The organism is Candidatus Methanomethylophilaceae archaeon (assembly GCA_017524805.1).
Classification (GTDB): domain Archaea; phylum Thermoplasmatota; class Thermoplasmata; order Methanomassiliicoccales; family Methanomethylophilaceae; genus Methanoprimaticola.
In genome coordinates this window covers 144269-159526 of record JAFXUX010000033.1, presented here as the reverse complement: position 1 = coordinate 159526, position 15258 = coordinate 144269, and the positions used below count along the sequence as shown (strand labels likewise).

Below are 15258 nucleotides of genomic sequence, written 5' to 3'. Positions count from 1 at the left end.
ATCTTATCTGCATGGCGAGCCTATGGCGATGTCCGATTACGAGACGCTGGCCGGGAAGGCGTCAGCGGAGATCTCGATCAAAGGGTCCAGATTCATAGGGGTGGCGATGCCCTGTCCCGATGAGGGGGCCATCCAGGAGAACTTGGCGGCTTTGGCCAAGGAGTACCCCGGGGCCACCCATTACTGCTATGCCGCCATCTATGGTGCCTCGGACAGAAAAGTCCGCTTCAGCGATGGCGGGGAGCCGTCCGGGACCGCCGGAAGGCCGATTCTGAGCGTGCTCAGCGGGGCTGGGCTGTCCGATTCCATGGCGGCAGTCATCCGCTATTTCGGCGGGACCCTCCTCGGCACCGGCGGCCTCGTCCGCGCCTATTCAGAATCGGCATCCTTCGCCCTGGAGAGGTCTGATCGGGTTCTGAGGAAGGCTTGCGCTGTGTTCTCCTTCGATTTGGGATACAGCCACTACAGCGCCTTCGAATCTAAGTGCGGCGCTTTCATGGCCAGAAGACCGGAATGCTCATATTCCGACAGAGTCAGCGTGAAGGCGTGGGTTCCGCTGGAGGAAACCGACGGGTTCCTCCGCAGAATCGGTGCGATTACGGATGGGCATGCGCGCCCGATCCGCCTTCGCGACGAGTATGTATGAGCAAGCATCATCTATCAGTCGCGCTTATCGGGCCGCATGCTTCTCAAGGCCCAGTCGATAGCCAAATCATTCGGCCCGGTGAAAGTGCTCACCGATGTCAGCCTCCAGATCAACGAAGGGGATGCCATCGGCCTTATCGGAATAAACGGCGCCGGCAAGAGCACTTTCCTCAAGATACTTCTGGGGGAGATGAAGCCGGATACGGGGGAGCTCACCCGCAACACCGAGAGGATCGGCTATCTGGAGCAGTTCGCGGAATCGTCCGCCGAATTCACGGTCCGCGACGTTTTGGGGAGGCCTTATGGGCACATAGAGAATCTGAAGCGCCGTCTGGCTGAGATAGAAGCCACTATGGCATCCGGCGGCGACATAGATTGGAACGCTTTGGCTGAAGAGAGCGCGATGCTGGAATCCCAGCTGGCCCAGTCCGATGCCGATGACGAAGGCAACCAAAGGGCCGCCCTTGAAAAGGTGGGGCTGACCTGGGATTTCGCCGACAGGACGATGGATTCCCTTTCCGGAGGGGAGAGGGCCAAAGTGATGCTTTCGCGCATAGTCGTCCAGGCCGACGACTGCGATCTCCTCGTAATGGATGAGCCGACGTCGCATCTGGACATCAGCACCGTCGAGTGGCTGGAGGATTATCTTCTGAAGACCCATTGTGCTGTTCTTGTCATAAGCCATGACAGGTATTTCCTCGACAAGATCGCGACCCGCATGCTGGAGATCTCCAACGGGAAATCCCGGGAGTACAAAGGCAACTATTCGGATTTCATCATGAAGAAGATGCTGGATCTGGACAGGATGGAGAAGGAATACCGCAAATATTCCTCCCAGAAAAGGAAGCAGGAAGAGATCGCAAAGGAACTACATCGCGACCAATGGTTCATGACCACCCATAAGACCAGGGAGAAGATGATCGCCAAGATGGAGGCCAAAGAAAAGCCTGAGGAGAGCAGGGAGATAACCGTCAGGATCCAGGCGGCCCGCAAATCCGGGAAGAACGTCCTCACAGCGAAGGACCTCTCGGTCGAGCTCGGCGGGAAGACCATACTGGAGCATGTCGATCTGGACATCCAGAAAGGGGACAAGGTCGGGGTTTTCGGGTCCAACGGGGAAGGGAAGACCACTCTGATAAAGGCTTTGCTGGAGCAGATACCGTCCAAAGGCGAGCTGTGGATGGCACCCGGCGCGAAGATCGGCTATTATTCGCAGCACCATGACAGCCTGGATAAGAGGCTCACCGCCGAGGAGCAGCTGCTGCAGCTGATAGGCAAGGAGAGAAGGGGCGAAGCCCGCGGCATGCTGGCCAGATTCCTTCTGACCGGGGACGACGTGGACCGTCCGATTTCCACGCTTTCGGGCGGCCAGAGGGCGAGGGTGGCGATGTGCATGCTGCTTCTGGGCGAGACGAACGTTCTGGTCCTGGACGAGCCGACGAACTATCTGGACATCCCGGCCAAACATGCGATAGAGGAGGCGCTCAACGAGTACGGGGGCACAATAATCGCGGTCACTCATGACAGGTATTTCCTGGATACCGTCTGCACGAGCGTGATCGAGGTCGCAGGCGGCCATATAAAGACGTTCGCAGGCACCTATTCGGAGATGAAGGGCAGGCCGAACGTCAGGGAAGTCGTCATGGACGCCGATGAATACAAGGTGATCTCTCCGTTCACGAATTGGGCCACCGGCCGCAAATATGCTAAGGGGGACCGGGTACTGATAGCCCCGGCGGAGCAGAAGAATTTCGAATGGGCTCTCAGCCAGGGCAAGCTCAAGAAGACCGGCGGCCGCCAAAGGAAGAAGGTGGACGTCGCGGAAACCCAGCCGAAAGGCGGTCAGCGAGGATAACGCTCGGCGGAAGCCCCGCGCATCCTTTCTTTCTATTAATAAATTTATATCAATGGACTTCCATCTAGTTCTGCGCCGGCGCATCTAAGCCGGCTTCGGGAGGGATGACCGGGGCCGAGCTGACTGTGAAGATGCGGTCGGCAGTCTCCGGGCGCAGTGCCCGGTTCATAGGAGCAGATGTTCTATGGAATCGACAAACGAAAAAGCATTCAGGAGCAAGGAGAAGTTCCTTGCAGCAGCCGTCATTCTGGCGGTCGTGGCGTCCTGTATCGCTGTCTCCATGCCCGCAGACGCGGATTCGGAAGACAAGGTACTGTACATCCACGGAACCCTTGATGCGAGCATAATCGGAAGTTCCTTTCAGGTTATCGAAGTCAACGGCGATCTGACCATCGAGAATGGCCAGTTCGTCATCGCGAACGACTCTTTTATCGTTGATAAAGATGTAACTCTCACGCTAAAGAGCGGTTCGAACGTGACTATCGCATCGGGAACCGCCGACATCAGGGGAAATGTTGTATGCGCCGAAGGCACCGAGGGAGCCCCTACCTTCCTCGTGAAAAACGGCGCATCCGTCAGCATCAGCGGAAACGTCTCGGTCGACGGGCCTTACGGGTTCGTCTGCGAGGACGGCGCCAGTGCCGCAGTCAGCGGCAACTTCACCGTCGCTGAGAAGGGATCCGCTGTCATCAGCGGATTCACCGTCAAGAAAGGCGGAGTCGTTGCCATCGAAAGCAACAAAGCCGCAACCCACATTCAGAGCATCAAAGCTGAGTCTGAATCCACCGTCAGCATTTCCGGTCTCACGACCTATGATTCGATGGTCATCGACAGCGGCTCGTCCTTCGTCATCGCAGAGGACGGATCCCTTACGCAGATCGGGGTCAACGCCGAATCGATGCCTGCCACATCGATCGTCAACAACGGAACCATGACCGTCAACGGAGAGTTTTCCGGAGCGGTCACCAACTCCGGAAAGATTGTCGCCGACAGCGCCAAGAGCTGCCTGTACGTCGTCACCGCGAATTCCGGATCCACTTTCGAGGCCAAGAACCTCAAAGGAACCGCTGTGTTCAACAACAGGGGCGCTACCCAGTTCGTCGTAGCCAACGTCAACGGAATCGTAGTCACCGGCGCGTCCACCGGAGTGATCCTCTCTGGTACCCCCGTTGCCGCCTCCTCCGAAGCGGCCATGGATGTTGTCGGGGTTCTTCTTATCAGCGAAGACATGACCTTCCCCAAGGAAGTAAACATGGATCTCCGCGAAGGATCCGTCCTCAACGTGTCCTCTTACGTCACTATGATCGACAATACGAAATCCGCGCCCATAACCGGGACCGGAACTCTCACAGTCACCGGAACCGTGAAGACCGCGGTGCCTCTGGTCTTAAAATCCAATGTCCACGGCACCCCCGGAATCATCTTGAACGGCGTCTACTACATGAAGGGCGGATACCACTATTACACGACTTTAGCCAACGCCCTCGAGGCTCAGCCCGACTACCTCAAACTGTATGGGGACATCGTATTCGACAAGGATACCGTCATTCCCAGCACGATGACCGTCGACATGACCGAGGCCAACTCTATCAGGATCATCAACGACGCTACTGTCACAGTCGAAGCGGGAGCGGTGTTCGACAACGGGAACGTTCCCATCAACGTAGAGGACGGCACTCTCATACTCATGGACAAGGACTCAAGCCAGACCAAACTCGACCTCGTCATATCTGACGTTCTGGTGAGTTCCGGTGTTGTCGCTAAGTTCACCAACCTCAAGAAGGCTCTTGAGGAGTCCCATAGCGGTGATGTCATCGAGCTCAGAAAGGACCACGTCTACATAAGCGAAGACACCGTGATCCCCGAGGAAGTCACCCTCATGGTCAACGGAAAGATTTTGGAGCTCATCAACGGCGCCAAGCTCACCGTCAACGGGACTCTGGATGCCCACCCCGGAACTTACCTGATCACCAACGGGACCACCATCGTCAACGGATGCTTCAAATTTGACGTGCCTTTCTCGACCTATTCCTCCGCCATCGCCGGAGCTTACTACACTCTTGACGGGGTCAACACCATATCCCCCCTGTCCTACATCGCCGGAAATGAGTCGAGGATCAGCGACACCGTCGAAATGTACGGCGACAACGTCGTCGGAAACGTCTCCCTTAACGGGACCGGAAAGACCATCTACGTGAAGTCCGGCGCTTTCACTGCCGAATCTCTGGCTCTCAAGGGATTCGTCTTCGATGCCACCCAGGCCTCGTCTGTGGACGGAAGAATCGCCATAGGCAACGGTTCCATCGCATTCGTCAACGCGAAGGGATTCATCCTTAATCCTAGCCCCGAGGGAGGCATCAGCCTTGATGGCGCCCCCGTTGCTTCCGCAGCCGGCGCATCCGCGACTTTCTCCGGAAAATCCAGGATCAACGTACAGACTCCCGAAGGATTCGAAATCGCTTTCGCATCTGACGCGGACACGTACATCACCAACGCTTTCACATTCTACAGCGACGTCACGATCCCTGAAGGGGCCAAGGTTACTGCCGAGCAGAGCATCGCCGGAAAGGCCATCGCCATCGCGGGAACCCTTGCGGCCTCCCAGATCGCGGCCGATTCCGTCAATATCAACGCCGGCGGATTGCTGACTTCCGGAAACGCCGCCATGAACCTGAACGCGAAATCGCTCAGAGTCGACGGAACCCTTTCCGGAGGAAACGGAACCAACATCGCGCTCAAAGCTCTCAGCGGAAGCGGCAGGATCGTCCTCGGGGACAGCAGCCGCATCATCGTTGACGGAGACGTCACCTCCATCGACAGCATCAAGGCCGGAAACGGATTCGTGCTCACCGCCAACAACATCAACCTCGGCAGCGCCGAAATCAGCGACGGAATGACCCTCGAAGCCAAGCAGAACTTCGTTTCCACCGGCAGAATCGCCGCCGGAAACAGCGCGGCCATCAAAGCGAAGGATGTCTCCATCGCAGATGCCGAGTTCGGAGATTCCGCTTCCATCACCGCCGAATCTGCCAAACTCAGCAACACTGTCCTCGGAAAGAATTCTGTCATTTCCGTAGCCAACGACCTTTCCATACTCGGATACAGCACGTTCAGCCAGGGAACCAAGGTGTCCGCCAAGAACGTGAGCGTCGAAGGATCCCTCGCAATCGATTCCAATACCGAAACCGTCATAAACGGCAATCTGACCGTTCCAGGCTCGCTGTCAGTGATTCTGCCCGCATCCGTCGGAGGGTCTTTCTCCGTAGCCGGGAACACCGATGTCGCCGGCAGCATGGATCTAGGCCAGATCGCTGCGCAGACCTTCTCCGGAGACTTCAGCGTATCCGGCAGCGCCACAATCGGAGCGGCCGACAATTCCGCCGCAGTATCCGGAGCCGCTTCCGTCGCCAACGGAGGATCTCTGAGCATCGTCGATGACGCCAACGTCGCTTTCGCCAAGACGCTCACCTCTGCGGGAGCCGTCAATGTCGGAGAAGGCACCGATGTCACCATCGCCGGAGCCCTCTCTGTTCCCGGATCCTTCAGCACCGGACTCGGATCCACCGTGACCGCGCCTGCTCTGTCCGTCCCCGGAACCTTCGTGAACTCCGGAGACACCACCATCGGATCCCCCGAAATCGGCGGGACCTCGACCGTGGACGGAACCATCGATGCCAAGGACGGAAACTTTGTCATGTACCAGACCGTGCACATCTACGGCAGCATCCCAACCGAGAACGGAGTGTTCAAGGCCAGCAAGATCTATGCCGGAGTCAACGAGAGCATCTTCGGAACCGGAGCCGCTCCCGCCACCAAGACCCCCTCGCTGGGATCCGGAGTCACCATCTTCCCTGACGGTGTCGCCTACGTAGCTCCCGGAGCCGCGGCAAGCGGAGCCTTCAGCGGATTCGACAGCACGAAATTCTTCAAGGACGACGATCTGTACCTGACCGTCTTCGCCGACAAGGACGCATATGTCGATTACACCACGTCCGGCGGAAAAGAAGTCAGGCGCACCATCGACAGCATCGAGGCCAAGGCTGACAACGCTTACGTCAACGGATGGAGAGCTACCAAGAATGTGAAGAACGCCGACGAAGTCGCAAACGCCAGGGTCTACGACCCCTACGGAACCTACGACAGCGTCTGGCTCAATTACACCACCGCCATCTACAACTTCAAGCTGTACGTCGCCGACGAGACTGCGACCCCCATGGTCGGAAAGCTTGTTGGCGGCCAGTTCGTGCCTCTGACCCTCGCCAAGACCGGTCTCAACTGCTATGAGTCGCCGGTCGACCTCGAAGCCGGAGATTACCGCGTAAAGCTCACCTATGCTCTCGGGCATGAGGAGGAGTACATCGACAACCCGATGGTCGTGAACGGCGTTCTGCAGCCCGATTACGACTTCTCGTTCAGCGGCAACCCCGACAACGACAGGCGTGTCACCAGCCTCATCCAGTTCAGCTATGAGGAGGCCGAAGCCCCCATCATCTCTGAGCCCCATTCCCTGAGCATCACGGACATCCTCCTGATCATCATCGTGATCCTGATCATCATCGTCGCGATCGTCGTGGTTTGGAGGGTCAGGCGCTCATGAAACCATTGAAAACGGAAACGCCCGAAAGCGGCAGAGGATCGAATGCCTAAACATCTGCTCCGGCGGTCCCGAAGGCCGCCGATAAACCCCTTAACAAACGGGATTCGGAGGTAAAGGGCCCGAATCCCCCCTTACCCTTTTCCATCGCAAATGAAATAGTCAAGGCCGACATCGCAGAGGCATGCGCGTTTATTCCGGCTGGGGATTCGCGGATAGTGCCGCGGCGGAAAAGTTTGTATCGCTGGCATCCGCGAGAGGCGAAGGCGTTCCGATCGAGTATGCCGGCGAATGGTCTGGGCGCATAGGATAGGATGAGGTTCTGGTATGCATGCTCCGCCATCTCCCGATCAAATTGGAGGGAGGATTGGCGGTGGCCGCGATGCTGGAGCGCGGGAGCAGAGGGTATGTGGCGGTGCCTTATGGATTGGAGGGGCTGTCGTCCGGCTCCTCAGCGTCGGTGTGCGTGCCCATAGCCGCCAGTATTTTGGCGGAGTCCTTCCCGGAGCTGGAGCTCTCCTTCGAAAGCCGTCCGGAGGCGTGCTTGGAAGCCGTCGCCGAAGGGAGATCCTCTGTCGCTGTCATCCCAGAGGAAGAATTCAGGCTGGCCTATCCGGAGGCGGATTGCGAACCGCTGGAGGGGATAATGCCTGCGGCCTCCCAAGGAATCATAGCTGTCTTATGCGGGGCCGATTCCTGCCGCGCCAGAGTATGGGCTTCGTCATTCAACCACATGCCGACGCGCATAGAGGCCGGCGCGGAGAGAGGCATAATGAAGCTGATGGGCGCCGGGCCATCCGCCCCAGTCGGCATCTCCGGAGAGATGGAAGATATGTTCGTCCGCATCCGCGCAGTCTCCAGCATCCGCGGGGAGCTCAGGAGCGCTGACGAGTACGTCCAGGCGGATTATGTCATGGACGATCTTCTCGGGATAGCAGAATATCTGGATGGGAAGCGCGACGAAGTGATCTGAGGTCGGCATGCACATAAACGATGAAGGCGTTGGGAGCGGCAGGATAAGATGACCAGATTGGCTTTCATGCGCACGACCAGGAGGATAGTCGATTCAGTCAAAGAAGCGGAGGCGATGGGCTTCTCAGTCATGGCCGCACCTTCGATCACGATAGTCAAAGGCGGCGACGGCGAATACGCCAAAGTATCCGAGGCCGCATCCGCAGGGAGGCCTATTGTCTTCATGACTTCCACCGCGGTCGAGGAATGCTTCGACCATTTCAAAGGCGGCTTCAGGACAATGTTCAAAGGGCCTGTCTATGCTTCGGGATCGGCCGCCGAATGCCTGCGCCGCAAAGGGATAGAATCTTCTGCCGGCGGAGACGGCGGCGCTCTTATGGTAGGGGATGAGGCAAAACTGTCCGAAGTCAGCGACGGAAATAAAGCCATGGTTTACAGATCGTCGCCCGCTGGCATCGGGAATCCTTTGCTGCACATAATGATCGCAATAAAACGCGGCGAACTGGATTGGTTGGCTATGACCTCACCTGAAGCGGTAAGGTTCTTGTACGGCTTCATGGACGAAAAGTATGGCGAAGACGACTCCAGGGCATACATGGATGACAATGTGAAGATCGCCGCCGTCGATTCGCTCACCGCCGAGGCCTTAAAGGGGTTCGGAAGGGAACCTGATCTGGTATCTCCAGTCCCGACCTTCAGCGGCCTTCTGGAGGCCATCAAGAAAGAAGGATGAATCCGTAATTGAGGGCGGAATCCCCGCCTTTCAGTTCCGGCCATCCGTCTGGCCATTGGCGATCCATCTCCCTTTCCGCCTGCTGCCTTCCCTGGTTATCCTCCCTTCCTCCATGAGTTTGGACATTACCCTGGTGAATTGGCGTCTGTTCATGCCCAGAGCGTCCGATATCTCCTGCCCCGTTCTGAGCTTCCCTTCAGATATGATTTCGACTATCCGATCCTCCATGTCGCTTTCCGTTTGGATTGCGGGGCCGACCTCTTCTTGGCATTCTATTTTGGGGGCAGAGAATTCCGCAGGGAAAACAGCCGTGAAATCGGACTCTCCCGCGAAGAATTCTGGCATCGGCGTCTCAGCGGTTTTGCATGCGTTCGCGATCGCTTCGATTCCTTTGCCCCAGCATTGCATCAGACCCGCGTCATGGAATGCATCGGCTATGCGGACATTTCTGGGTTTTGATCTGTGCTCTCCGAGGAGATTCGATACAGTCCATCCTTCTGGCAACCCTCCGCAATTGTATATGGAAAGGCTGTTGGGGAAGACTCTGATCTCCACCGGGCAACCCGATACGAAATCGCGATGTGCGCAAGCGTTGATTACGGCTTCTTTGACGGCGCTGGCAGGGTACTCGTATGCCGAATCGATATGGAGGTTCCCGTAGACCACTTTGCTTTCGAGGTATTTTTCGTAGAGTCTGCGGATGGCCACGTTTGGCTGGAGTATCAGAGGCTCTTTGATTACGTCCTCTTTCTGCAGGGTCCCGTCAGCTCCGAAAGATCCTATTTTGATGTAAGCTCCCTCGATAAAGCGGTCCGGCCGCGCGCAAAGAAGGGCGGCGCCTGCCATGGTAAGACGGTTTCCGTCGGCGAGGCATAGGGTTTCTGCGATCTCTTTGGCGTCCGGGCTTTCAGATTTGCCGATCAGTTCACGTTTTCTCATTTCGGATACTATGAATTGCACTGCATCCGGCGATACGCTTCCCCAAGCGGATATGTCCGCCGCGCTGTCTAAGTAGTTCATCCGATCCCTTCTGATGCCATAAGGGATTAGCATATAATATTGGTATTGAAAATGAAATGGGAAGGAAGGTGGCCGGGAATTCCCGGCCGTTTAGTTCAGTGGATATTGACCGAAATCTTGCTGGAAGGCGCGACGAAAGTGAATCTTCCGCTGCCAAGGGGAGTCACAGAAACGGCGCTTCCGTTGGCGGTCACGGTTGCGGAGGTTCCAGATTCGCTGGAGACGAAAACGCTCTCTCCGACGTAGACCCCTTCGATTTCGTTGGTAGAACCGGATTCGGTTATGGTCATCGAGACTTCATCGTTCGGGAAATCGGCGAATATGACCGGGTTGTGCGCGATGTATCTCTTGAGGAGGAGAGAGTCCAAAGCATTGACTCTGGTATCTCCGTTGAGGTTCAGGTCTTCCTCGGAAACGCTCACGGGGTTGTGTGCGATGTATTTCTTGAGGATGAGCGAATCCAACGCGTTGATCCTTCCGTTTCCATCGAGGTCTCCGCGCATCTTCTCGCCAACAGTTATCGCGCATCCGGTAGCCGAAGAAGGAAGAAGCTTTCCGTATTGGTCTTCGGCGGAGGTGACGGTGATCTTGACGGGGTATTGCCCCTCGATGGCGTCGGACGATACTGTGAAAGTGAGAGTCAGGAGCGTTCCGAGGCCTAGCGAATTGATCTTGCTTGAGAGGCTTGCGACGAACGGATAATCGGAAGTGGAATACTTTCCGAGGGTCATTATCGAACCGGCAGAGACGCTTTTGAGCTTCATGGCGCTGCGGTCGTATCCGATGCTGAGGTCAAGCTGGGATATTCCGGAGTTGTTGTCGAGCTCGAGGATGACGGTGGCGTCGGCGCCGGGAATGACGGTGAACGTATCGGAAACGATGGAGATTCCGGTGCTTCCGCTCTTGAATGCGTAAAGGGTGAGCGAGCAGTCATCGCCGAAATCCGCCAGGGAGAGGTCGGAGATCCAAGCTCCGGTTCCGTTGCTGTTCGTGTTCCAGTTGTAGCCTGCGGGGAGTCCGTAATTCGACAGGGTGTCAGTGGAAAGGTGGGCGGTGGTGGACTTGAACGCGGTTCCATTCCCGTTGAATACCACTTTCATTATGCTGAATTCGTACTCGTAGACAGTTTGGTCGAAGAAAAGATGGTATACTCCGTCGGTGAACGTCATGGAGTGGGTTCCTTTGGTGGAATCGATCGAGAAAACGTTGGACGGAGACATCGCAATACCTGAGAACTGGAGGGCATTGTCTTTGTTGTAGATCTGATAATGGCAGATCCTGTTCTCAAAGTTGATGTCTGTGGTGATAATTATGTTGGTGCTTTTGGTCGAGTCATACTCCACACATACTACCTGGGGGGTGATCTCGCCGTTGGTCTCGTCCGCGAACGCAGCGCATATCGATGCCGCACCCGCGACAGCAAGCACAGCGATAATTATCGCAGTGATTTTCCAATCGGTCATGTTGCTTACTTGCTTATCTTAGATTTAAATATTGTTGAATGTGGCTATGTGCATGCACGCAATTGTCTGATTGAGGCTTATAGTTGGTTCATCAACAGCAATCGCATATTTATCGCCAAATCTTTGATGAATGAGCTATCTTCAGAAAAAAGATAAGTTTGCGGTTTCCAGAGATGAACCTTCGCGGGATTAATGAGAGCCTTTTCCAGGTTTCGAGACGTTTGATGCGCTCCGAAGAAGTGATGGCTTGATAGTTTAAATCTATAAAAAGGCCGAGTCCAAAGGCAATGGGCAATCCAGTGTGGCATAGAAGAGACGGCAAATGGCTGCGGAGAGCTTTTACAATTGTATTGGGGATAGCAGAGCCCCAACCATATGCATACGAATCTCTACGATATAGGTCGGATCCTCTCTCATTCAAGCGATATAGCTGGCGGCATAGTTCTAAAATAGGGTAATCCAAGCCTTTGAGCGCTCCAAACTACCAACTTTAGACTTTTTTGCGGATTGCAGCAAGCCACAAAGAGTCCGTATTGGAAGCGAAAAGAGTTACCTGTATCCTGATTCTATGGTTGGATAGAAAGTATTACTCAAACGCTTCTATGAACAAACGTTCAATCGCTAAATATGGCAGGTAGGTTAGAATTAAATAATCACATTGCATAAAGCTGGGGTGAAGGCTTGCACGCGATTCTGTCAAAAGAGTTTGCGTGTACTTTGGGGGTAATCGCCCGAAGGTGATGCACATCGCATCTAGCCTTATCCACAAGTGGAGAAATATCTATGAATACAGCATATAAATCGGAGAAATCCCTGTTCGCAGCGATTCTTGCCGTCATTGCTGTTTCCGCTATTGTTCTCGCTGCAGTACCTGCCGTCATGAGCGATGCGGACACCGCTGTCGACAAAGAATTCTCTGAGCAGACCGGACTTCCCCAGAGGAACATCGATTTCGATGTCACCCTTGGGTATGACTACTATCCGATAAGCGAAGTCGCTCCTGTGTGCGATTACAGCAAATTCTGGACCGTCTCGTTCGACTTCAGCGAGAGCATCCTTGAAGGAAAGGCTTGGCCCTACAGGAACCAGGCCAACATGGCTGTTACCTTCTACTTCTCTGATGGCGCCAACAACATCATCAGCTCGAAGCAGGTCTGCTACCAGGTCTTCGAAGTCGACGGAATGCCCTATGTTGAGGACATCGTCTGCACCCCTGACCTCTGGCCCACCGTCAACGGTCAGTCTGCTTACCCCGTCTACGTCGAAGCCTTCATCTACTACTACCTCGACGCAGTCAAGGACACTCACTAGTACATTGTCGGATCCGAGTTCGACTACGGAGCTTTCCCCTACGTTGTTGACTTCTACGATGTCACCACCGAGGCCCCCGTCGTCAACCCTGAGACCGGTGCCGCTCTCCCTTCCGAGTACGGATGGGGAAGCTGGGGAGTTGACAGGAACAACAACGGACTCTACGCTTACAACGAGTTCTACGTCTTCGCTGACGACGTTCCTGGATTCGAGCTCACCAACGAAGATGGTGTGACCGTTGAGAACCCCAGCGCTCAGAACTTCTACGACAAGACCAAGGCCCTCCAGAAGTACTCCACGTACTACATGAAGGCCAGCATCAAGACCCCCGCAGACGCTCCTCAGGACCTCTACGGACTCACCCTTGCTGAGTACATCAAGAGTGTCGGTGGAAAGACCACTGAGCCTCAGGTCAGCGGAATGGGCAAGCCTGCCATCACTGAAGACATGATTGCCGCATACGTCGCTGCCATGGCCGAGTACAACCACTACATCTTCTGGTACGAGCCCATCATGTACACCGTTACCATCCTCACTCAGGGAGAGAGCGGAACCGTCGACGTCAACAAGTTTGTCGTCCCCTACGGAACCACCCTCACCACCAACGGCAACGAGCTTTCCGCTTCTTACGACAGCCTCGTTTCCGTCGCTACCCCTGACGCACCCACCGCGCAGTTCACCTACTTCTTCGCCGGCTGGACCGATGTCCCCGCCAAGGTCGTTGAAGACTGCACTGTATACGCCAACTTCGCTCCTGAAATCAACGAGTACACTGTCACCGTCATCGCTCAGCCTGAGGGCTACGGATCCGTCTCTGTCGGTGTCTTCAACGGCGTTCCCTACGGAACCGCTCTGAGCACCGCTGACAACGTCTTCACTGTCGCTGACATGGGAGACTCTGTTGCCACTCCTGCTCCCGCTGACGCTCAGTACACCTACTTCTTCGTCAACTGGACCAACGTTCCTGCGATGGTTACCGGAGACACCACTGTCATCGCTAACTTCGACAGGTCTGTCAACGGATACACCGTTACCGTCATCGCTCAGCCCGAGGGATACGGAACCGTCTCCGTCGCCAAGTTCGAGGCTGTTCCCTACGGAACCACTCTGAGCTCTGCTGACAACGTCTTCACCGTCGCTGGAAAGGGCAACTCCGTTGCTACTCCTACCCCCGCTGACGCTCAGTACACCTACTCGTTCATCGACTGGACCATCCCCACCACCACTGTTACCAGTGACGTCACCGTCATCGCTAACTTCCAGAGGGTTGTCAACGAGTACACCGTTACTGTCATCGCTCAGCCTGCCGGATACGGAACCGTCTCCGTCGACAAGTTCGAGAACGTTCCCTACGGAACCGCTCTGACTGCTGCCGGCCAGACCTTCACCGTCGCTGGAAAGGGCAACTCTGTTGCTACTCCCGCCCCTGCTGACGACCAGTACACCTACTACTTCGTCGACTGGACCATCCCCACCACCACTGTTACCAGTGACGTCACCGTCATCGCTAACTTTGACAGGGAAGTCAACAGATACGTCGTCAATGTCATCGCTCAGCCTGCCGGATACGGAACTGTCTCCGTCAGTGTCATCCCCGTTGACTACGGCGACAAGATCTCTGCGGCCGGAAATGTCCTGACCGTCGATGGAACCCAGTCCATCGCTACCCCCACCCCCGCTGACGCCCAGTACACCTACAAGTTCGTAGGATGGGACATCCCCGAGTACTCCGTCACCGGAAACAGCACCGTCATCGCCAACTTCGAGAGGGTTGTCAACCAGTACACCGTCACCGTCGTCGCTCAGCCCGTCGGATGGGGAACTGTCGACAAGACTTTCTACACCGTCGATTACGGCACTCAGCTCACCACCGCCGACAACGTTCTGACCGTCGGAGCATACGGAATCACCACCGCCACTCCCGCTGTCTCCACTCTCGGCGACTACACCTACAGCTTCGCTGGATGGGACAACGCTCCCGCCGTCGTTACCGAGGACTGGACTGTCATCGCTAACTTTGACAGGACTGCTCTCAAGTACGCTGTGAACGTCATCTTCACCTGCGAAGGACAGGAGATCGTTCCTGGTGTCTCTTCCGCTCAGGACTACGGCGCAACCTACACCTATAACTACATGAACTATCCCGGATACCCCTCCAAGGGAGTTCCCGCTGCCCCCGCAGCGTTCGAGGGATACGTCCTGACCTCCGCTGAGGAGTACACCATCACCGTCCAGGCCAACCCCACTGGAAGCAAGATTGTGAACACCATCGAGTTCACCTTCGACCACGTCAAGAAGCATGTCATGCTCTGGCTCCAGGGAGACCCCGGATACAACCTCTCCTTCGACGTCAACTACGGCGATGACTTCAACCAGGTCATCCAGGCCTACGGAGACAACGTCGGAAAGAAGATGGGAATCGCCTTCGAGGAGTACGGAACGTACAGCTACGCTCCTGCCACCACCACCCACGATGGATCCACTCTGACCCTCAACGTCATCGACTCGGAAAACACCGAAGTCGTCTTCGGACCCATCACTGAGGATGTCATCCTCTACTACAACTACCTGTGAGTTGTAAAACAGATTAAGGGACAGCGGAAGCGATTCCGCAGGCGGTGCCGGCAATCGGTGCCGCCGTCCCGACTTTAACGCTTCTTTTTTA

The 15258-nt window shown here is 55.8% G+C and carries 9 protein-coding genes; 7 read left to right on the top strand and 2 right to left on the bottom strand.

What is annotated here, in order from left to right; all coding sequences use genetic code 11:
• Window positions 1–28 precede the first annotated feature (28 nt).
• From IKP20_07390 to IKP20_07370, 5 genes are all read left to right on the top strand, one after another.
• Entirely contained in the window at window positions 29–646 is a 618-nt protein-coding gene (locus IKP20_07390; GenBank protein ID MBR4504776.1) for a YigZ family protein, read from the top strand.
• Window positions 647–682: 36 nt separating this feature from the next.
• On the top strand, window positions 683–2500 hold the full coding sequence (locus IKP20_07385; GenBank protein MBR4504775.1) for an ABC-F family ATP-binding cassette domain-containing protein: 1818 nt from the start codon (window positions 683–685) through the stop codon (window positions 2498–2500).
• A 184-nt stretch (window positions 2501–2684) separates the two neighbouring features.
• Window positions 2685–7097 (top strand): hypothetical protein, encoded by a 4413-nt coding sequence (locus tag IKP20_07380; protein ID MBR4504774.1) that lies wholly within the window; start codon window positions 2685–2687, stop codon window positions 7095–7097.
• Between the two features lie 328 nt (window positions 7098–7425).
• The gene (locus IKP20_07375) at window positions 7426–8067 is read left to right on the top strand and encodes a hypothetical protein (GenBank protein ID MBR4504773.1); all 642 of its coding nucleotides are present in this window, start codon (window positions 7426–7428) and stop codon (window positions 8065–8067) included.
• 48 nt (window positions 8068–8115) lie between these two features.
• Window positions 8116–8799: a uroporphyrinogen-III synthase gene (locus IKP20_07370; protein ID MBR4504772.1), complete on the top strand. Its 684-nt coding sequence runs from the start codon at window positions 8116–8118 to the stop codon at window positions 8797–8799.
• A gap of 30 nt (window positions 8800–8829) precedes the next feature.
• On the opposite strand, the gene IKP20_07365 is transcribed toward IKP20_07370, so the two are convergent.
• A complete protein-coding gene (locus tag IKP20_07365; protein MBR4504771.1) occupies window positions 8830–9819 on the bottom strand; it encodes a hypothetical protein in 990 nt (329 codons plus the stop codon).
• Between the two features lie 95 nt (window positions 9820–9914).
• The gene (locus IKP20_07360; protein ID MBR4504770.1) at window positions 9915–11282 is read right to left on the bottom strand and encodes a hypothetical protein; all 1368 of its coding nucleotides are present in this window, start codon (window positions 11280–11282) and stop codon (window positions 9915–9917) included.
• A 783-nt stretch (window positions 11283–12065) separates the two neighbouring features.
• Here IKP20_07360 and IKP20_07355 point away from each other — a divergent pair.
• Window positions 12066–12593 carry a hypothetical protein gene (locus IKP20_07355; protein MBR4504769.1) on the top strand — a complete coding sequence of 176 codons (528 nt, stop codon included), beginning with the start codon at window positions 12066–12068 and terminating at the stop codon, window positions 12591–12593.
• A 231-nt stretch (window positions 12594–12824) separates the two neighbouring features.
• Complete coding sequence (locus IKP20_07350) at window positions 12825–15167, top strand: hypothetical protein (GenBank protein MBR4504768.1); 2343 nt, start codon at window positions 12825–12827, stop codon at window positions 15165–15167.
• Window positions 15168–15258: the final 91 nt, after the last annotated feature.